The sequence below is a fragment of the Intrasporangium sp. Soil_C_50 genome (assembly GCF_057656595.1).
The window spans coordinates 14474-33458 of sequence record NZ_JBDGKB010000021.1 but is presented as its reverse complement, the minus strand read 5'-3'; the positions used below and the strand labels follow the sequence as shown (position 1 = coordinate 33458).

The 18985-nt window shown below is 72.2% G+C and carries 16 protein-coding genes; 11 read left to right on the top strand and 5 right to left on the bottom strand.

Features of this window, described 5'->3' with window-relative positions; genetic code table 11:
- Nucleotides 1–14 precede the first annotated feature (14 nt).
- Genes AC3A5R_RS22680 through AC3A5R_RS22665 form a run of 4 tightly spaced genes read left to right on the top strand, consistent with a single transcriptional unit; the run spans nucleotide 15 to nucleotide 3837 of the window.
- Nucleotides 15–1472, top strand: a complete 1458-nt coding sequence (locus AC3A5R_RS22680; protein WP_487623038.1) for an MFS transporter — start codon at nucleotides 15–17, stop codon at nucleotides 1470–1472.
- A 13-nt stretch (nucleotides 1473–1485) separates the two neighbouring features.
- Nucleotides 1486–1824, top strand: a complete 339-nt coding sequence (locus tag AC3A5R_RS22675) for a TfoX/Sxy family protein (protein ID WP_487623037.1) — start codon at nucleotides 1486–1488, stop codon at nucleotides 1822–1824.
- 28 nt (nucleotides 1825–1852) lie between these two features.
- Nucleotides 1853–2587 (top strand): alpha/beta hydrolase, encoded by a 735-nt coding sequence (locus AC3A5R_RS22670; RefSeq protein ID WP_487623036.1) that lies wholly within the window; start codon nucleotides 1853–1855, stop codon nucleotides 2585–2587.
- On the top strand, nucleotides 2584–3837 hold the full coding sequence (locus AC3A5R_RS22665; RefSeq protein ID WP_487623035.1) for an ATP-grasp domain-containing protein: 1254 nt from the start codon (nucleotides 2584–2586) through the stop codon (nucleotides 3835–3837). The genes AC3A5R_RS22670 and AC3A5R_RS22665 overlap by 4 nt, the downstream gene beginning before the upstream one ends.
- A 36-nt stretch (nucleotides 3838–3873) precedes the next feature.
- Here the strand turns inward: AC3A5R_RS22665 and AC3A5R_RS22660 are convergent, their stop codons facing one another.
- Nucleotides 3874–4518, bottom strand: coding sequence for a DUF1345 domain-containing protein (locus AC3A5R_RS22660; protein WP_487623034.1), 645 nt, complete (start codon nucleotides 4516–4518; stop codon nucleotides 3874–3876).
- Nucleotides 4519–4657: 139 nt separating this feature from the next.
- Between AC3A5R_RS22660 and AC3A5R_RS22655 the strand changes: the two genes are divergently transcribed.
- Genes AC3A5R_RS22655 through AC3A5R_RS22645 form a run of 3 tightly spaced genes read left to right on the top strand, consistent with a single transcriptional unit; the run spans nucleotide 4658 to nucleotide 7258 of the window.
- Nucleotides 4658–5701, top strand: coding sequence for a diacylglycerol/lipid kinase family protein (locus AC3A5R_RS22655; protein ID WP_487623033.1), 1044 nt, complete (start codon nucleotides 4658–4660; stop codon nucleotides 5699–5701).
- Nucleotides 5694–6506: a phosphatase PAP2 family protein gene (locus tag AC3A5R_RS22650; RefSeq protein WP_487623032.1), complete on the top strand. Its 813-nt coding sequence runs from the start codon at nucleotides 5694–5696 to the stop codon at nucleotides 6504–6506. The genes AC3A5R_RS22655 and AC3A5R_RS22650 overlap by 8 nt, the downstream gene beginning before the upstream one ends.
- Entirely contained in the window at nucleotides 6503–7258 is a 756-nt protein-coding gene (locus AC3A5R_RS22645) for a phosphatase PAP2 family protein (RefSeq protein ID WP_487623031.1), read from the top strand. Before AC3A5R_RS22650 ends, AC3A5R_RS22645 begins: the two co-directional genes overlap by 4 nt.
- A 152-nt stretch (nucleotides 7259–7410) precedes the next feature.
- Here the strand turns inward: AC3A5R_RS22645 and AC3A5R_RS22640 are convergent, their stop codons facing one another.
- The 4 genes from AC3A5R_RS22640 to AC3A5R_RS22625 all read right to left on the bottom strand — a co-directional run bounded on the left by AC3A5R_RS22640 (nucleotide 7411) and on the right by AC3A5R_RS22625 (nucleotide 12908).
- Entirely contained in the window at nucleotides 7411–8196 is a 786-nt protein-coding gene (locus AC3A5R_RS22640; protein WP_487623030.1) for a DUF1206 domain-containing protein, read from the bottom strand.
- A gap of 73 nt (nucleotides 8197–8269) precedes the next feature.
- The gene (locus AC3A5R_RS22635) at nucleotides 8270–9211 is read right to left on the bottom strand and encodes an acyl-CoA thioester hydrolase/BAAT C-terminal domain-containing protein (RefSeq protein WP_487623029.1); all 942 of its coding nucleotides are present in this window, start codon (nucleotides 9209–9211) and stop codon (nucleotides 8270–8272) included.
- Nucleotides 9212–9244: 33 nt separating this feature from the next.
- Complete coding sequence (locus AC3A5R_RS22630) at nucleotides 9245–11800, bottom strand: DEAD/DEAH box helicase (RefSeq protein WP_487623028.1); 2556 nt, start codon at nucleotides 11798–11800, stop codon at nucleotides 9245–9247.
- A gap of 37 nt (nucleotides 11801–11837) precedes the next feature.
- Complete coding sequence (locus AC3A5R_RS22625) at nucleotides 11838–12908, bottom strand: FUSC family protein (protein WP_487623027.1); 1071 nt, start codon at nucleotides 12906–12908, stop codon at nucleotides 11838–11840.
- A gap of 81 nt (nucleotides 12909–12989) precedes the next feature.
- Between AC3A5R_RS22625 and AC3A5R_RS22620 the strand changes: the two genes are divergently transcribed.
- The 4 genes from AC3A5R_RS22620 (at nucleotide 12990) to nrfD (ending at nucleotide 18983) form a co-directional block, all read left to right on the top strand.
- Nucleotides 12990–13256 carry a hypothetical protein gene (locus AC3A5R_RS22620; RefSeq protein WP_487623026.1) on the top strand — a complete coding sequence of 89 codons (267 nt, stop codon included), beginning with the start codon at nucleotides 12990–12992 and terminating at the stop codon, nucleotides 13254–13256.
- A gap of 169 nt (nucleotides 13257–13425) precedes the next feature.
- The gene (fdh, locus tag AC3A5R_RS22615; protein WP_487623025.1) at nucleotides 13426–16791 is read left to right on the top strand and encodes a formate dehydrogenase; all 3366 of its coding nucleotides are present in this window, start codon (nucleotides 13426–13428) and stop codon (nucleotides 16789–16791) included.
- Between the two features lie 3 nt (nucleotides 16792–16794).
- Nucleotides 16795–17880 (top strand): 4Fe-4S dicluster domain-containing protein, encoded by a 1086-nt coding sequence (locus AC3A5R_RS22610; RefSeq protein WP_487623024.1) that lies wholly within the window; start codon nucleotides 16795–16797, stop codon nucleotides 17878–17880.
- Nucleotides 17877–18983 (top strand): NrfD/PsrC family molybdoenzyme membrane anchor subunit, encoded by a 1107-nt coding sequence (nrfD, locus tag AC3A5R_RS22605; protein ID WP_487623023.1) that lies wholly within the window; start codon nucleotides 17877–17879, stop codon nucleotides 18981–18983. Before AC3A5R_RS22610 ends, nrfD begins: the two co-directional genes overlap by 4 nt.
- Nucleotides 18984–18985: the final 2 nt, after the last annotated feature.

Here is an 18985-nt window from a genome sequence, read left to right as displayed (position 1 = left end):
GGAAACCCGTTCCCATGAGCGAACGCATCACTGGGCGGCCGGCCCTCGACGCCGCCGCCCGCGCCCTCGCCGACAGCCCGATCGCCAAGGTCGTCGGCTTCCTCGTCTGCGTCGAGATCGCGAGCGGCGTGCTCCAGGGCTACTACACGCCGATCTTCACCGACATCGCCCGGCACCTGTCGATCCACGACGCCGACGTCAACTGGTTCGAGGCGGCCCAGCTCGTCGTGTCGGCGCTCGTCGTGCCGCTCCTCGCGAGGCTCGGCGACCTGGTGGGTCACCGCAAGGTCCTGCTCGGCTCGACGGTCGTCACAGCCGTCGCGTCGTGGGGCGTCGCGTTCGCCCCGACCTTCGGCACGTTCCTCGTCGCGTGGGCGATCCAGGGGTTCTACGTCGTCTGGCTGCCGATGGAGGTCGCGATCATCCACCGCCGCACCGGGGGAGCGGAGCCCCGCGTCCGCGGTGCGGCCGGCGTGCTCGTCGCGGCGCTCGAGCTCGGCGTCATCGCCGGCGCGCTCACGAGCGGTGCGCTCGCTGAGTCCCTCGGCATGACAGGCCTGCTCGCGCTCCCGGCCGTCGTCGTGACCCTGGCGATCGTGGCGGTCTGGTTCGGCGTCGAGGACGTGCCCGGGTTGGGCGAGGGACGCGTGCACTGGCGGGCGTTCGGCCTGCTGACGCTCGCCCTCGGCCTCGTCATGGCCGGCCTCGTCCTGATGCGCGTGCAGGGCCCGGGGTCGGTGCTGCCGTGGGTCGTCATGGTGCTCGGGCTGCTCACGCTCGTGCCCTACGCCCGGGTCGAGCTCGCCTGCGCGTGGCCCCTGGTCGACCTGCGGGTGCTGCGGGCGCGCGGCCAGTGGCCGGTCCAGGCGACGGCCTTCCTCTTCGGGGTGTCGGTGCTCGGGGCGCAGATCCCGCTGTCGACGTTCGCCCGCACCGACCCGGCCGTCACCGGCTACGGCCTCGGCGCGTCGGCCGGCACGGTGTCGATCATCATCGGCGGGTACGTGCTCTCCCTCGCCGTCGGGGCGCTGCTGCTCCACGTCCTCGGCGGGAGGGTCGGCACCCGGGTCGCGCTCGTCGTGGCCGCCGGGTTCGTCGCCGTCGGCTACCTGCTCTTCCTGCCGTTCCACGACACCCTGGCCCAGACGATGACGAACATGGTGGTGGCCGGTCTCGGGTCGGGCGCGCTCGTCGCCGGGCTGCCGACGGCCGCTGCCGCACAGGCGCCCCCGACCCACACCGGGCTGACGACGGGCATGACGAACACGACGAAGACCATCGGTGGGGCCTTCGCCTCGAGCACGTTCGCCATCGCCCTGGCCAGCACCGGCACGGTCGACGCCGAGGCCACCGGGCACGCGTCACTGGCCGGCTACATGACGGTGTGGGCCATCTGCGGTGTCACGGCGCTCGTCGCGGCCGTCTTCCTCGCGACCGTGCATGCCACCGACGCGCGTCGAGCGGTGGTGTGATGGACGCGTGAAGATGCCCAAGCACACGGACGAGGCCAAGGCGCACTTCCGCGGCCTCGTGACCGGGGGTCCGGGCGTCGAAGTCAAGCCGATGTTCGGCAGCCTCGGCGCCTTCGTCAACGGCAACATGTACGCCGGCCTGTTCGGCGAGGACGTCGGCGTCAAGCCCGACGCCGATGCGCTGGCCGAGCTCGAGGCGATGACCGGCACCGGCCCGTTCGGCCCGGAGGAACGGCCCATGAAGGGCTGGCGGTCGCTGCCCGCAGCCATGCCCGACGAGGAGAAGTCGGCCTGGCTCGAGCGCGCCCGCGACCACATCGCCACCCTGCCGCCCAAGGCCAAGAAGGCGTAGGCCGGCGCCCCGCCCATAGGGTCGGGGCATGGCGCGCACGAGGGTGAGTGTCACCGGCACCCCGGCCGGTGACGTCGACCTCGCCGTCGTCACGCCGACCGGAACCCGCCGCGGCGACCCGCTGCCACTGCTCGTGGCCCACGACGGCCCCGAGTACTCGCGTCGAGCCCATCTGCTGTCGGTGCTGCGCCGCGCCACCGCGGCCGGACGCATCCCGCCGCACCGCGTCGCCCTGCTGGAGCCCGGCCCGCGCAACGAGCGTTACGCGGCCAACCCCGCGTGGGCGGACGCCCTCGTCGGCCACGTGCTGCCGCGCGTCACGGGCACGTGGGCCACGCCGACGCGTCCGAGCCTCATGGGCGCGAGCCTCGGCGGCCTCGCCTCGCTGCAGGCCGAGTGGCGCCACCCCGGCACCTTCGGTGCGCTGTTCCTCCAGTCCGGCTCGTTCTTCCGCAAGCGGCTCGACGGCGAGGAGGCCCTCGAGCACTGGGCCCGGGTCACGGCCTTCGTCGCGTCGGTCTGCCGAGCCCGGCGCCGGCGCACCGACGCCACGTTCGTCCTGACGTGCGGCACGCAGGAGGGCAACCTCGCCAACAACCGGCTCATGGCCGCGACGCTGGAGCGCACCGGGCACGACGTGACGCTCGCCGAGGTGCCCGGCCGGCACGACTGGCGTTACTGGGAGGCGGCGTTCGACCCCTTCCTGTTGACACTGCTGCAAGGATCGGTGGCACCCGACCCGACGAGAGGGACAGGCAGATGACGCAGACGCGCAACCACCTGATCGGACTGCTGCTCGGAGCCGAGGAGGACTGGCCCACAGCGTTCGAGGCGCTCCTCGAGCGCGTCGGCCCGATCACCACGGACGACGGCGTCACCCACGAGCTGACCACCGAGCGGCTCACCATCGAGCCGTTCGACCTGCGCCAGCCGGTGCGCACCGAGCTCGTCATCGACCGCCTCGCGCACTGGTACTACCACCCGCGCGAGTGGCTCAAGAAGGCCGCGCTCATCGACGGCACGTACCTGCTCAACAGCCCGTTCACCTTCCAGTCGATGGAGAAGCACAGCGCCTACTGCGCGCTGATGCGCCTGGGGCTCAAGGTGCCCGAGACCTGGCTCGTGCCCTACAAGAACCCCGTCGACAACGTCCGGTGGGCCTACACGAGCGCCAAGTACAACCGGCCGTTCGACCTCAAGAAGATCGCGAACAAGCTCGGCTACCCGATGTACATGAAGCCCTTCGACGGCGGTGGCTGGCGCGGCGTCTCCCGCATCGACGACGAGTCCGACCTCGTCAAGGCCTACGACGAGTCCGGCGAGATGCTCATGCACCTGCAGGCGACCGTCGAGTACGACCACTTCGCGCGGGCCCTGTCGATCGGCCCCGAGACGATGGTCATGGACTTCCGTCCCGAGCAGCCGATGCACAACCGGTACGCGGTGTCCTACGACTTCCTCACCCCGTCGGCCGGTCAGCAGGCGGCCGCGATCAGCCGCATCGTCAACGCGATGTTCGGCTGGGAGTTCAACTCGGCCGAGATGCTCGTCAAGGGCGACGACGTCTACCCGATCGACTACGCCAACGCCTGTCCCGACGTCGCCGTCACGTCGCTGCACTACTACTTCCCGTGGGCCATCAAGGCGCTCGTGCGCTGGTCCGCGTACTGCCTCGTCACCGGGCGGCGCGGCCGCGTCGACCTCGAGATGCACCGCTACTTCGACGTCGCCGACCGCGACGACCTGACCGACGAGCAGAAGCTCGCGGCCTACCTCGGGCTCGCCGACGAGTACTTCGAGACGGACGCGTACTGGGCGTGGTGCGACACGCACCTGCCGCACCTCGACGCCGCGGTCCTCGAGTGGGTGCAGTCCGACGCCTTCGACTCGCTGCTGCGCTCCACGGTCGTCACGACGTACCCGGCGCACGAGGTCGACGCCTTCATGGCGCACTTCGGTGGGCTCGTGTCGATGTGGGTGCGCGACGAGAAGGCGCGCCTCGGCATCGCGTGAGGCTCCCGGGACGGCGCGTCGGCGCGGCCCGACGCCTCAGTGCTGGCTGCCGCCGATGCCGACGACGAGGTTGATCGTCGAGGCGATGACGATCGTGCCGTAGAGGTAGGCAAGCAGCGTGTGCCCGAGCACCACCCGGCGCACCTGCGAGGACCGGACGGCCGTGTCGGACACCTGGTAGGCCATCCCGAGGTTGAACGAGAAGTAGGCGAAGTCGCTGAACGCCGGGTCCTCGTCGGTGTTGAAGTCGATCGGCGGGCGACCCTCGTCGGACACCGCGTAGTAGAGGCGCGCGTAGCGCAGCACGTAGACGGTGTGGACGCAGAGCCACCCGACGCCGACCGCGAGCACGCCGATGACGCCGTCCATGACGAGCTCGACGCCCTTGGCCTGGGTGGCGATGAGCAGGACGGCCACGCCGAAGAGGCTGGCGAGGCCGACGACGATGACGACGACGTCGTACCAGGCGGCGTCGCCGTCGCGTCCGGCGACCTTCTCGCGCGTGCCGGGCGCGTCGTGGCCGAGCACGTGCGCGAGGAGCGGCACGGCGAACGTCAGGCCGCCGACGACGAACCCGACGAGGGCGTGGACGAGTGGGCCACCGGCGGGGCCGAGCGGCACGAGACCCGCGACGGCCCCGACGAGGGCCGCAACGAGGAGGCGGCGGCGGATCGTCGGCACGGCTCGCAGGCTACTCCCGCAACTGTCACGGCCCCTGCGGGTATGACGTCCGGAGAACGGTCGTGTCGCGCCGAGACACCGTCCGCGCCCATCGCTGGACCCGTGCTCGGGCCCTGCCACGACACCTAGGATCCGATCCATGGCCGACCCCTCGCCGACCCCGTCCCCGAGTCCGTCCCCGAACCGTCGCCGGCTCACGGTCGTCTACAACCCCGTCAAGGTCGAGGACGTCGACCACGCGCGCGGCGTCGTGGCCGAGGCCGCCTCACGGCACGGCTGGGAGACGCCGACGTGGATCGAGACCACCGAGCAGGAGACCGGCGAGAAGCAGGCCCGCGAGGCCGTCGAGGGTGGCGCCGACGTCGTCGCGTCGATGGGGGGCGACGGCACGGTCCGCGCGGTCGCCACGGCCCTCGTCGGCACCGACGTCGCGCTCGGCCTGCTGCCCGCGGGCACCGGCAACCTGCTGGCCCGCAACCTCGGCCTGCCCATCGACACCCTCGAGGAGGCCGCTCAGGCCCTGGTGTCCGGCGGCGAGCGACGCGTCGACGTCGGCGCCGTGCGGCTGGGGGAGTCCGAGCGGGTCAGCCCCGGCACCTCCTCGGGCGTCGAGGACGGTGAGGAGGTCTTCCTCGTCATGTGCGGGCTCGGCCTCGACGGCGAGGTCATGGCGGGCACGAACGAGAAGATCAAGGGCGTCATCGGCTGGCCTGCCTACATCCTGTCCGGCCTCAAGAGCCTCGGCCGGCGCGGCTTCCACGCCGACGTCCGCGCCACCGGTGGCTCCCCGCACGCGTCGCAGGACTCCGGCGCCCTCGCCGACACCGGCGTCGTCGGCCGGCAGGGCAACGACACGAGCAAGCACGCGCGGATGGTCGTCGTCGGCAACTGCGGCACGCTGCAGGGCGGTCTCGACCTCATGCCCGATGCCCGCATGGACGACGGTGTCCTCGATGCCGTCGTCATCGCACCCCGCGGCGTCTTCGGCTGGGCGTCGGTCGTCTCCGACATCGTGACCCGCCACCGCGCGGGGCACCACCGCCTCGACCGGCTCCGCGGCGCGGTCCTCGAGGCCAGGGTGCGCGAGCGCGTCGAGGCCGAGGTCGACGGTGACCCCGTCGGCCCGCGCACCTCGCTCGCCGCCCGCGTCCTGCCCGGAGCGCTGGTGGTCCGCAGTGGCTGATGTCCGCGGCCGAGCCGGCGCCGACGCACGAGCGCGCAGCGAGGGCCAGACACGCCGCGACGCCGAGACCCGGGAACGGCGCGAGGACGCCACCCCCGTGCCCGGGCGCTGGCGGCGGTTGCGCAAGGCGATCGGCCTCGGGCTCGCCTTCGCCGTGCCGATCACCGCGCTCGCCTTCGTGGCGCGCGAGAAGTTCCTGCCGGTCATCCAGGTCGACGAGGCCGCGATCCGCGCCGCCACCGACGTGACGCGCGCGAACCCCGCGTTCAAGACGTTCCTCGTCGTATGGCAGGAGGCGACCCAGCCCAAGTGGCCGTACATCGCGGCCACCGCCCTGTGCGTCTGGGTGTGGCGCCGGCACGGGCTGCGCAGCCGTGCCATCTGGGCGTTCGCGACGATGATGGTCGCCTGGAACCTCCAGCTCGTGCTCAAGGAGGTCGTGCGTCGCGCGCGCCCGGTGGTCAGCGACCCGGTGTCGCACGCGCCCGGCTACAGCTTCCCGTCCGGGCACGCGGCCAACGCCGCGGCCATCGCGACCGCGGTGGTGCTGCTGATCTGGCCGGTGGTGTCGACGCGGACGCGCGTCATCGTCATCACCGTCGCGGCGCTCGCCGTGCTTGTCACCATGGCCGACCGGGTATTCCTCGGCGTGCACTTCCCGTCCGACGTCGTCGGCGGGCTCCTCTTCGGTACGGGCCTCGTCGGGGCCTCGTACCTCGGCTATCTCGGGTGGAACCCTCGCAAGCCGGACGACCCGTCCCCGCCGGAGGGCGGGACGGGTCCCGAGTCGAAAGGCAACCGTTGAACTCCTCAGCCCTGCACCGTTACGAGCTCGACCGCTCGAAGCCCTCGTTCGGGGAGTCGATGCGCGACCTCGGTCTGCGCGTCCTCGCCCCCGCGGTCGTCCTCTTCGCCGTCATCTACGGCATCGGCCTCATCATCGGCGGCCCGCTCGGCGGGTTTCAGTCCGAGACGTCGGTCAACCGCGCGATCCAGGACACCCGCACGAAGACGTGGGATGCCATCACCATGGTGTGGTCGCACATCGGCAACACCGAGTACGTCATCGGCGTCTGCATCCTCGTCGCGCTCATCGTGTGGTGGCGCACGAAGCAGTGGTTCTTCGCCGTGGTGCCCGCCATCGCGATCGCGACCCAGGCCAGCGTCTTCGTCGCGGCCACGACCCTCACCGGCCGTGACCGCCCGGACGTCCCGCACCTCGACCCGGCACCGCCGACGTCGAGCTACCCGAGCGGCCACGTCGGGGCCTCGACCGCGCTCTACGTGACCTTCGCGGCGATGGCCCAGCGCATCGAGACGCCGTGGCTGCGCCGCCTGGTCACGACCGTGTGCCTCATCGTGCCCTTGCTCGTCATGTACGCGCGCCTCTACCGCGGCATGCACCACCTCACCGACGTGCTCGTCGGCATGGTCAACGGCCTCGTCTGCTTCCTGCTGGCCTGGTTCTGGCTGCGCCGCGACGCCGGTCCGGCGAACGCCTGGGAGGCGTTGAAGGGCTCGGACACGCAGAGCCGCTCGATGGCCGCAGCGCGCTGACCGAACGCCCGGGAGCCACGGACGCCCACAACGGGCCGAGCGGCCGGATCGAACCGGCGAAACCCCCTCAGGAGAAGGTTTCCACCGGTCGATCCGGCCGCTCGGCCCGTCTGGCGTCGGGTGGTGGGCTGACGCGTCGGGGATGGGGAGGGTCAGACGCGGGCGTGCTTGGCGCGGCCGAACGAGTAGACGCCGAAGGCGATGAGCCCGAGCGCCACGAGGGTGAGCAGGAACGGACCGCCGGGGGCGCCGAGGAGGCTCTTGAGGGCCCCGTCGAGGCCGCTGGCCTCGCTCGGCTTGTGGCGGACCGCGGCGACGACGAAGAGCACGCCGACGATGGCGAGGGCGACACCCTTGGCGATGTAGCCGAAGCGGCCGGCCTTCTCCAGCCAGGGCCCAGGGTGCTCCTCGAGGTCCTGGAGGAACTTCCTCTTCCAGCCCTTGTACACGTGGTAGACGCCGACACCGATGACGACGAGACCGACGAGGGCCACCAGCCACTGGCCGGCCGGCTTCGACATGAGCGACGCGGTGAAGTCGCGTGTCTGCGAGCTGCCGCTCTGGCCGCCGCCGCCCGTGGCGTACTTGAAGGCCGTCGCCGACAGCACGAGGTAGACGACGGCCTTGGCGACGGCCTTGGCCCGGTCGCTCGCCTCGCCGCGGACGACCGCCTCGGTGACCTGCCAGACGGCCAGGCCGAGCCAGCCGAGGACGCCGAGCCACAGCACGACGACGCCGAGCGGGTTGTCGGCGAGGGCCCCCAGGGCACCCGACTGGTCGGCGCGCCCACCGCTGGAGAGCCACGCGAGCTTGAGCGCGATGATGCCGATGACGATGTGGAGGACGCCGTTGACGGCGTAGCCGACGCGCGCGGCGTTCTCGAGCGCCGGGTGGTCTCCGGCCCGTGCTGCGGCGGTCTTGACGTCGGTCGTATCCATGGGAGCGATCCTGTCGGTCGAGGGATCCCGAGACTTTCTCGGAACATACCCAGCGCGACGCGCCCACGGTCGATCAGGACGAATGACCCTCGTGCACCCCGAGGACGCGCAGCAGCTCGGGCCAGGCGAGCAGACCGAGGGCACGGTCGGCCTCCTCGGTGCCGCCCCGGGCCATCCAAGTCCCGCCCGTGGCGACCGGCTCGCCCGGCAGGACGACGCGGTGCCCGGCGTCGGGGTGCGACACCACGGTGGTGGGCAGCCCGGCCTCGGACCGGCGTGCCTCGATGGCCCGGGCGGCGTCGAGGGCCGGCCACAGGTGGTCGTCGCCGCCGGCCACGAGCAGGACGTCGCCGAAGAACCGCTGGACCGGGATCGTCGCGGCGGCTGCGGCCTCCGGCGCCGCGAGGAGACTCTGGCGGTACATGCCGACGAGCTCGGGCGGGTCGCCCGCCACCTCGAACTCGTCGTCGTAGGGCACGAACGGCACCGGCTCACCGCCGCGGCTCCACGACGCGTGCTGCGGGCGCAGCTCGCCGTCGGGACCCGGGCCGACGTTGGCCCACGCGACGTGGCTCGGGCCGACCGCGACGACGGCGTCGACGCGCGGGTCGTCGGTCGCGAGCAGGAGGAAGGCCTCGGCGGTCTTCGACGTGCCCAGGAGCACGACGCGGTCGCAGTCGGCGGCCAGCCGTTCGACCGCCGGGCCGAACGCCTCGAGCGGGTACTCCCAGATCGAGTCCGGAGCTCCCGGGGCGCCGAACCACCGGTAGGACAAGGCCGCCGAGACCCCGGCCGCCGCGAGCAGGCGCGCTCTCGGCGACTCGACGCGACCGCTCGAACCGGAAAGGACGAGCACGCCGGTGCCGTTGCCGCCGTCGTGCGGGCGCGCGAGGACGCCGTCGGCGTCGGGCAGGGCGTCGACGCGGACCGCGTCGGCGTCGAGGCGGCGCAGCACCGCGTCGAGGCCGGGGACGTCGGACAGGTCGGCGGACAGGTCGGCGGCGCTGTCGGTCATGCGCCCACCCTAGGCACGACGCGCCGCTGGGGCTCAGCCGCCGAGGCGCTCGAACCCGGTCACGCTGAGGACGGCTGCGCCGACCTCGTCGCTCGCCGTGAGGTCGACGACGGCCGTGACGCCCCAGTCACGGTCGCCGTCCGGGTCGACGACGACCTGCCGCAACCGCCACTCGCCGGGCACCTTCTCCACCTGCAGCAGGGCGGGGGAGCGGGCCTCCTGGTCGGTGGCGATGGCGTCGTGCTCGTCGTAGTAGGCACCCAGCGCCTCGTTCCACGCGTCGGCGTCCATCACGACCTGGCGCGGCGGGTCGGTCAGCTCGGCCACCCGGGACTCGAGCTCGCCGAGCTGCTCCCACGCGTCGCGGGCCGCGAGCTCGACGCGGTGGAACATCGCGTTGCGGAGCATGACGGTGAAGGCGCGCTCATTGGCGGTGAGCGGGCGGGCCGGGGGAGCGACCTCACCGGGACGCCCGGGCGTCGCGTCGTCGGAGGGGTTCACGAGGTCCTCCCACTCGTCGAGCAGGCTCGAGTCGGTCTGGCGCACGAGCTCGCCGAGCCACTCGACGACGTCGTCGAGCTCGTCGTCGCGGTAGTGCTCGGGCACCGTGCGGCGCAGCGCGCGGTAGGCGTCGGTGAGATAGCGCAGCAGCAGGCCCTCGGACCGCGAAAGCCCGTAGTACGAGACGAACTCGGTGAAGGTCATGCCGCGCTCGTACATCTCGCGGACCACCGACTTCGGCGACAGGGCGTCGACGGAGATCCACGGGTGGCTCTGCCTGTACGCAGCGAGGGTCACCTCGAGCAGGTCGGCGAGCGGCTTGGGCCAGGAGACCTCCTCGAGCCGCTCCATCCGCTCCTCGTACTCGATGCCGTCGAGCTTCATCGCGGCGACGGCCTCGCCGCGGGCTTTGTACTCCTGGGCCCACAGCACCTGTCGGGGGTCCTCGAGGATCGCCTCGACGATGCTGACGATGTCGCGCGCGTAGGTGTCGGACTCGCGGTCGAGCGTCTCCATGACGGCGAGGGCGAAGGGCGCGAGCGGCTGGTTGAGCGCGAAGTCGCGCTGGAGGTCGATGGTGAGGGCGTGCCGGCGGCCGGATGCGTCGGCTTCGGGTAGCCGCTCGACGACGCCGGAGGTGAGCAGCTCGCGGGCGAGCACGAGGGCGTGCTTCTGCAGGCGCCGCTGGTCCTTGGCCTCGTGGTGGTTGTCGGAGAGCAGCCGGACAGCGTGCGCGACCGGGTTGCCCTCGCGCGCAAGGAGGTTGACGAGCATCGAGTGCGACACGCGCAGGCGCGGCTGCAGCGGCTCCGGCTCGCTCGTGATGAGTCGTTCGAACGTCTCCTCCGACCAGCCGACGAAACCGTCGGGCGCCTTCTTGCGCTGGATCCTCTTCTGCTTCTTCGGGTCGTCGCCGGCCTTCTCGACGGCGCGGAGGTTCTCGATGACGTGCTCGGGAGCCTGCGCCACGACCCAGCCGCGGGAGTCGAAGCCGGCCCGCCCCGCGCGTCCGACGATCTGGTGGAACTCGCGCGCCTTGAGGAGGCGCTGCTTCGTGCCGTCGAACTTCGTCAGCCCGGTGAGCAGCACGGTGCGGATCGGCACGTTGATGCCGACGCCGAGGGTGTCGGTGCCGCAGATGACCTTGAGCAGGCCGTCCTGGGCCAGCTGCTCGACGAGGCGCCGGTACTTGGGCAGCATCCCGGCGTGGTGCACGCCGATGCCGTGGCGCACGAGCCGCGACAGGGTGCGCCCGAAGCCGGTGCCGAACCGGAAGCCCCCGATCCGCTCGGCGATGGCGTCGCGCTCCTCGCGGGTCGTCACCTTGAGCGCGACGAGGCTCTGGGCGCGCTCGAGCGCGGCGGCCTGGGTGAAGTGCACGACGTAGACCGGGGCCCGGTCCTGCTCGAGCAGCTCCTCGATGGTCTCGTGGATCGGCGTCGTGGCGTAGGAGAACTCGAGCGGCACGGGCCGCTCCGTGCCGGCGATGACGGCGGTGGCCCGTCCGGTGCGGCGGGTCAGGTCGTCGCGGAACATCGTGACGTCGCCGAGGGTGGCCGACATGAGGACGAACTGCGCCTGCGGCAGCTCGAGGATCGGCACCTGCCAGGCCCAGCCGCGGTCGGGCTCGGAGTAGAAGTGGAACTCGTCCATGACGACGAGGCCGATGTCGGCCGACGGGCCCTCGCGCAGGGCGAGGTTGGCCAGCACCTCGGCGGTGCAGCAGATGATCGGGGCGTCGCCGTTGACCGTGGCGTCGCCGGTGATCATGCCGACGTTGTCGGCGCCGAACTGGTCGCACAGGGCGAAGAACTTCTCCGACACGAGCGCCTTGATCGGGGCGGTGTAGAAGGAGACGCGGTCCTCGGCGAGGGCGGTGAAGTGGGCGGCCGCGGCGACGAGCGACTTGCCCGACCCGGTCGGCGTCGCGAGGATGACGTTGCTGCCCGAGAGCACCTCGAGGAAGGCCTCCTCCTGGTGCGGGTACAGCGTCAGCCCCTGCTCGGCGGCCCACTCGGCGAACGCGTCGCAGAGCGCGTCGGCGTCCGCGTCGGCGGGGATGCGCTTCTCGAGGTTCGTCGTCACCACGCGAGCATGCCACCGGCCCGGGGCGCCGGCCGAATCGTCACGCGCCCGCGGAGGATGCCCGACGCAGCCGGTCGGGGACGGCGACCAGGACGACCGCCCCGACGACGGCGCCGAGGACCGTCTCGAACAGCCGGTCGCGCAGCAGCGGACCCGCCGCAACGGGGTGGGCGAGCTGGCCCATCATGAGCGCGAGCGGGGTGATGAAGAGCAGGGCGACCGCGTAGTTGCGGCCCACGACGAGCTCGGTGAGCACCTGCAGGACGCCGATGACGAGCACCGCCCACGCCCCCTGCGGCGACCACAGCAGGATCGGCGCGGCCACGACGACGCCGACCGCCGTGCCGACGACGCGATGCAGCCCGCGCGTCAGGCGCGCCGCGAGGTCGGGCCCCGACAGCACCGTCACCGCGGCCACCATGGCCCAGTAGGGGTGCTGCCAGCCCAGCCCGGTGGCGACGGCCCCCGCGACGCCGAGCGCGAGCAGGTACCGCAGCAGGTGCGCCCGGGCGCCCGGTGCGGCGAGCGCGTCGCGGAACCGTGGAGCCGGCAGCTCGGGACGGCGCCACGAGGTCGGCTCGCGCAGCACGCCCACGTGCGCCACGACCAGGGAGAACAGGACGCTCGCCGTGGCCACCGCGGCCGCGACGAGGACGGTGGCCGGGGTGGCCGGGACCATCGCGCACACCGTGAAGGCGAAGACGAGGAAGAGCGGGCCCGGCGGGTGCCAGCGGTACGCGTCGGATGCCAGCGAGCCGGCCGCGGCCAGCAGGGCCCCGAGGGGCACGACGAGCCAGCGCGACTCCGGGGCGAGCGACACGAGCGCACCCGCCGTCACCGCGAGGACGAGGAACGCGCCGGCGACGACCTGCATGCCGGCGCGCTCGGAGCGGGCGTGGCGCCGGCCGTAGAGCGAGGTGAAGGCGCCGAACGCGGCGTACGGCGCCCACTCGGCGCGCCCGGCGAGGACGAGGACGAGCAGCGGGAGGCAGACCGAGACGCCGGCGCGCAGGGCCACCCGGTGCGCACCGCCGTGTGGCCCCCAGCGCAGCAGGCCCGCCGTCGCCTGCCGCAGCGCCGGCCGGCGCGGTTCGGGTGCGGGGGAGTCCATCCCTCCCGAGTCTAGGAGTGGGCAGGGTCGGGGCGATCTCCCCATCGACTCCCCATCGGCAGCGGCAAGGTGCACCTGTTCGTGTCGCGCAACGGCTACAAGGACTGCGACTACGCCACGCAGGTGTGGTCGGGCAACGACCTCTTCGCGCTCGGCAACCCGCGCTGGGTCGGCGGCCTGGGCGTCTGGACGACCGACCGCTTCTGCCGCCCCGGCGGGGCCGAGGTCATCAGCGACGGCAGGGTGCTGCGCGTCGCCTTCCACGTGCGCAAGGGCGCGAGCCCGCCCGTGCGTCCGGCGTGGACCGGCGTCCTCACGTGGAGCACCGGCACGCCGTACCTGTCCTGACGCGCCGGCACGCTCGCGGGGGTACGGTCCGACACCCGGGTCGGGCCGTACCCCCCTTTCTCCGACTCGCGTGCCTAGGGTGGTTAGAGCTCCGGGCCCCGTGGGCATGGAGTGCTCGAACGACGTGACGCTCGGTCGGCGTGCCTGCGCGCCGGGGAAGGTGACGCTCATGGAGGCGAAGAAGACGTTCCTGTCCTGGCCCGTGGTCCGGCAGGTCCGCTCGGGTGACTTCCTCGGACGCGGCCCGGCCGTGACGTCCGAGCGCACCAGGTCGCTGACGCCGCGCACCTCCACCGCCGACCGCGTCGTGCAGAGCGTCTGCCCGTACTGCGCCGTCGGCTGTGGCCAGAAGGTGTACGTCAAGGACGAGAAGGTCGTGCAGATCGAGGGCGACCCAGACTCGCCCGTGTCGCGGGGCCGTCTGTGCCCCAAGGGATCCGCGAGCGAGCAGCTCGTCAACAACCCGACGCGCCAGCGTCACGTGCTCTACCGGCGCCCGGGCGGCACCGACTGGGAGCCGATGGCGCGCCAGACCGCCGTCGAGATGATCGCGCAGCGCTTCGTCGAGAGCCGTCGCGCCGGCTGGCAGGACCACGACGAGAAGGGCCGTCCGCTGCGGCGGACGATGGGCATCGCCTCGCTCGGCGGCGCGACGCTCGACAACGAGGAGAACTATCTCATCAAGAAGCTGTTCACCGCAGCGGGCGCCATCCAGATCGAGAACCAAGCCCGTATTTGACACTCCTCCACGGTCCCCAGTCTGGGGTCCTCGTTCGGACGCGGCGGCGCCACGCAGTACGTGCAGGACCTGTCCAACTCGGACTGCATCGTCATCCAGGGCTCGAACATGGCCGAGTGCCACCCCGTCGCCTACCAGTGGGTCACCGAGGCGCGCCTCAAGGGTGCGAGGGTCATCCACGTCGACCCGCGGTTCACCCGCACGTCGGCGACCTCCGACAAACACATCCCGATCCGGGCCGGCAGCGACGTCGTGCTGCTCGGGGCGCTCATCAACCACATCCTGAGCAACGAGCTGTTCTTCAAGGAGTACGTCGTCGCGTACACGAACGCCGCGACGCTCGTCAGCGAGGAGTTCCAGGACACCGAGGACCTCGACGGGCTCTTCTCCGGCTACGACGACGAGAAGGGCAGCTACGCCCCCGACACGTGGGCCTACGCGACGTCCGAGGACGGCGCGGGCGACGATGACAGCGAGGGCGACGGATCGCCCGGCACCATCGGCGGCCCCGCGGCCGGGCACGAGCACGGGCAGAGCACGTCCGAGCGGTCGGCCGGTGACGAGCACGGCTCGGGCGGCCCGGCGCTCGAGCACGCCCGGGTGCTGCGCGACGAGTCGCTGCAGGACCCCCGCTGCGTCTTCCAGGTCCTCAAGCGGCACTACTCCCGGTACACGCCCGAGATGGTCGCCGACACGTGCGGCGTCAGCGTCGACGACTTCGCCTACCTGGCGAGGTCCGTCACCGAGAACAGCGGCCGCGACCGCACGACGGCGTTCGTCTACGCCGTCGGCTGGACCCAGCACACGCTCGGCGCCCAGTTCATCCGCACCGCCGCGATCATCCAGCTGCTCCTCGGCAACATGGGCCGACCGGGCGGCGGCATCATGGCGCTGCGCGGCCACGCGAGCATCCAGGGCTCCACCGACATCCCGACGCTCTACAACATCCTCCCCGGCTACCTCGCCATGCCCGTGGCGGGCCTGCACGACACGTGGGACGACTACGTCGGTGCCATCGGCAGCAAGGAGCAGAAGGGCTTCTGGGCCAACGCCGACACCTACGCCGTCAGCCTGCTCAAGGCGTGGTGGGGCAAGGCCGCGACGGCCGAGAACGACTGGTGCTTCGACTACCTGCCGCGGCTCTCGGGGGCGCACGGCACCTACCAGACGACGATGGCGATGCTCGACGACCAGGTCGAGGGCTACTTCCTCCTCGGGCAGAACCCGGCCGTCGGCTCGGCGCACGGGCGGATGCAGCGTCAGGCGATGAGCCACCTCAAGTGGCTCGTCGTGCGCGACTTCGCGATGATCGAGTCGGCGACCTTCTGGAAGGACGGCCCCGAGATCGCCACGGGTGAGCTGCGCACCGAGGACGTCCAGACGGAAGTCTTCTTCCTGCCGGCGGCGGCGCACACCGAGAAGTCGGGCTCGTTCACGCAGACCCAGCGGATGCTCCAGTGGCATCACAAGGCGGTCCCGCCGCCCGGCGACGCCCAGAGCGAGCTCGAGTTCTTCTTCGAGCTGGGAAAGCGCGTCCGCGAGATCCTCGCCGACTCCACCGACCCGCGCGACCGGCCGCTGCTCGACCTCACGTGGGACTACCCGCTCGACACCGACGGGGAGATCGACGCCGAGTCCGTGCTCGCCGAGGTCAACGGCCGCCACCTGACCGGCGACAAGGCCGGACAGCCCCTGTCGTCGTACACGGAGATGAAGGCCGACGGCTCGACCGACGGCGGCTGCTGGATCTACACCGGTGTCTACGCCGACGGCAGGAACCAGGCCGCGAACCGGCGCCCGGGCCAGGAGCAGGACCTCACCGCGCTCGACTGGGGCTGGGCCTGGCCGGCCAACCGCCGCATCCTCTACAACCGCGCCTCGGCCGACCCCGAGGGCAACCCCTGGAGCGAGCGCAAGAAGTACGTCTGGTGGGACGCCGACGCCGGGAAGTGGACCGGGCACGACGTGCCCGACTTCCCGCCGACGAAGGCGCCGACGTTCCGGCCCGAGCCCGGTACCGGCGGCCCCGACGGCCTCGCGGGCGACGACCCGTTCATCATGCAGGCCGACGGCAAGGGCTGGCTCTTCACCCCGAAGGGCATGCTCGACGGGCCGCTGCCGACGCACTACGAGCCGCAGGAGTCGCCGGTCCAGAACCCGCTCTACCGGCAGCAGTCCAACCCGGCCCGCAAGGTCTTCCCGCGAAAGGACAACCTCTGGAGCCCGTCCGGGAACGCCCCGGGCGCCGACGTCTACCCGTTCGTCTTCACGACCTACCGGCTCACCGAGCACCACACGGCCGGCGGCATGAGCCGCTTCCTGCCCTACCTGTCCGAGCTGCAGCCGGAGTTCTTCTGCGAGGTCTCTCCCGAGCTGGCGAAGGAGCGCGGGCTGGAGCCGGGCGGGTGGGCCACCATCGTGTCGGCCCGCACCGCCATCGAGGCGCGCGTGCTCGTCACCGAGCGCATGACGCCGCTCGTCATCCGGGGCCGCACCGTGCACCAGGTGGGCCTGCCCTACCACTGGGGTGTCGGCAGCGCGGCCGTCGTCAGCGGTGACGCCGCGAACGACCTGCTCGGCGTCGCCCTCGACCCCAACGTCCAGATCCAGGAGAGCAAGGCCGGCTCGTGCGACATCGTGCCCGGCCGCCGCCCCACGGGCGAGGCGCTGCTGCGCTTCGTCGCCGAGTACCAGTCGCGCGCCGGCTCGACCGTCATGACGAGCAACGAGCTGCGGACCGGGCACCCCGAGTCCGTCCCCGACACGTCGCCCGAGATGAAGAAGAAGGAGGGCTGAGGCGTGGGCTTCTGGCGCAACCAGCTGTCCGGACCGACCGACCCCGCGGCCGACGCCGCGTGGGACCGGCACGAGCCGCGCAAGGGATTCTTCACCGACACCTCGATCTGCATCGGCTGCAAGGCCTGCGAGGTCGCGTGCAAGGAGTGGAACGGCATCCCCGAGGACGGCCTCGACCTGCTCAACCAGTCCTACGACAACACCGGCGCGCTCGGCGCGAGCACGTGGCGCCACGTCGCGTTCGTCGAGCAGAGCACCGAGCGCATCGAGCAGGCCCGTGAGTCCGGCCGCCGGCTGGTGCAGCTCGGGATGCCGACCGTGCGACCGGCCGAGGAGCCGACGGCCGCGCCCGCGGCCACGGCCGTCGCCGAACCCGAGCTGCCCGACGTGCGGTGGCTCATGGCGTCCGACGTCTGCAAGCACTGCACCCACGCCGCCTGCCTCGACGTGTGCCCCACCGGGTCGCTGTTCCGCACCGAGTTCGGCACCGTGGTCGTGCAGGACGACATCTGCAACGGCTGCGGCTACTGCGTCGCCGCCTGCCCGTTCGGCGTCATCGAGCGCCGGCGCGGCGACGAGGGCCACGAGAAGGGGCACCAGTCGCACGGCATCACCATCAAGGGCGCCGGCACGGAGCGCGGCTCGACCGACACGTCCGGCCGCCACGACAACCCGCCGTCGTACGCGTCGAGCAACGGCGAGGTCAAGAACGTCGGCATCGCCCAGAAGTGCACGCTCTGCTACGACCGGCTCGGCGCCGGCGACACGCCGGCGTGCGCCAAGGCCTGCCCGACGACGTCGATCAAGTTCGGCGACCTCGACGACATGCGAGCCACTGCCCGCGCCCGTGTCGCCGAGCTGCACGAGCGCGGCTACACCGAGGCGCGCCTCTACGGCACCGACGAGAACGACGGCGTCGGCGGCACCGGCTCGGTGTTCCTGCTCCTCGACGAGCCCGAGGTCTACGGCCTGCCGCCCGACCCGCGCGTCACGACGGCCGACCTGCCCGACATGTTCCGCAAGGCCGGCCTCGCCGGGATCGCCATGCTCGGCATGGCCGCCGCCGCGTTCGTCGGGAGGAAGCGATGACGACCAACCCGTTCGACGCCGACCGTCCGCCCGAGAAGGAGCGTCGGCGCGACGGTGCCCGCACCGCGGGGCAGAACGGCGGACGCCGGCGGCGCGACGAGTCGCTCATGGTGCCGGACGCGAGGTTCGACAGCTACTACGGCCGCCACATCGTCAAGCCCGCCCCGTGGGAGAAGGAGATTCCCGCCTACCTGTTCCTCGGCGGGGTCGCCGCCGGGTCGGCGCTCCTCGCCGCGGGAGGTGCGGTGCTCGGCTACCCGGCGCTGCGCCGGGCCGGACGCGTCGGTGCCGTCGGGGCTGCCGCGCTCGGCGGGGCGGCGCTCGCCAAGGACCTCGGCAAGCCGAGCCGCGCCCTCAACATGATGCGCACCGTCAAGCTGACCTCGCCGATGTCGGTCGGGTCGTGGATCCTCACCGCGTTCGGCGGCTTCTCCGGCCTGGCGCTCGCCTCGGAGGTCGGTCAGGCGCTCATCGGAAGTCGTTCTGGCGCAGGCAGGTCCGGCACTGCGCTGGCTCGCGTGTCGCGCCTCCTCGAGGTCGCTGACGGCCCCGCGACCGTCGGCTCGGCGCTCTTCGCCCCGCCGCTCGCCGCGTACACCGCCGTGCTCCTCGCCGACACCGCGACGCCGACGTGGCACGAGTCCTACCGCGAGCTGCCGTTCGTCTTCGTCAGCTCGGCCAACCTCGCCGCGTCGGGGCTGGCCCTGGTCACCGTGCCGGCGCGGCAGAACGGCCCGGCCCGACGCCTCGCCGCCGTCAGCGCACTCGTCGAGACGCTCGCCTTCGAGCGGATGCAGGAGAAGCTCGGCCCGACGCTGTCCGAGCCGCTGCGCACCGGCAAGGCCGCGACGCTGCTCAGGGCCAGCAAGGTGCTCACCATCGCCGGGGCCGTCGGAGCCGTCACCGTGGGGCGCACGCGCGTCGGGGCGGCCCTGAGCGGGCTTGCCCTCATGGCGGGTTCGGCGTGTACGCGCTTCGGCGTCTTCGAGGCGGGTATGACCTCCGCGATCGACCCGAAGTACACGGTCGAGCACCAACGCGAGCGTCTCGAGCGCCGGCGCGCCGCCGGCGTCGTCGACGACTCCATCACGACGGCGCGATAGAC

Bases quoted from the DNA above. Each gene is read 5' to 3' on its own strand.
- AC3A5R_RS22680 (WP_487623038.1), top strand. From the start codon at position 15: ATGAGCGAACGCATCACTGGGCGGCCGGCCCTCGACGCCGCCGCCCGC.
- AC3A5R_RS22675 (WP_487623037.1), top strand. From the start codon at position 1,486: ATGCCCAAGCACACGGACGAGGCCAAGGCGCACTTCCGCGGCCTCGTG.
- AC3A5R_RS22670 (WP_487623036.1), top strand. From the start codon at position 1,853: ATGGCGCGCACGAGGGTGAGTGTCACCGGCACCCCGGCCGGTGACGTC.
- AC3A5R_RS22665 (WP_487623035.1), top strand. From the start codon at position 2,584: ATGACGCAGACGCGCAACCACCTGATCGGACTGCTGCTCGGAGCCGAG.
- AC3A5R_RS22655 (WP_487623033.1), top strand. From the start codon at position 4,658: ATGGCCGACCCCTCGCCGACCCCGTCCCCGAGTCCGTCCCCGAACCGT.
- AC3A5R_RS22640 (WP_487623030.1), bottom strand. From the start codon at position 8,196: ATGGATACGACCGACGTCAAGACCGCCGCAGCACGGGCCGGAGACCAC.
- AC3A5R_RS22635 (WP_487623029.1), bottom strand. From the start codon at position 9,211: ATGACCGACAGCGCCGCCGACCTGTCCGCCGACCTGTCCGACGTCCCC.
- AC3A5R_RS22625 (WP_487623027.1), bottom strand. From the start codon at position 12,908: ATGGACTCCCCCGCACCCGAACCGCGCCGGCCGGCGCTGCGGCAGGCG.
- nrfD (WP_487623023.1), top strand. From the start codon at position 17,877: ATGACGACCAACCCGTTCGACGCCGACCGTCCGCCCGAGAAGGAGCGT.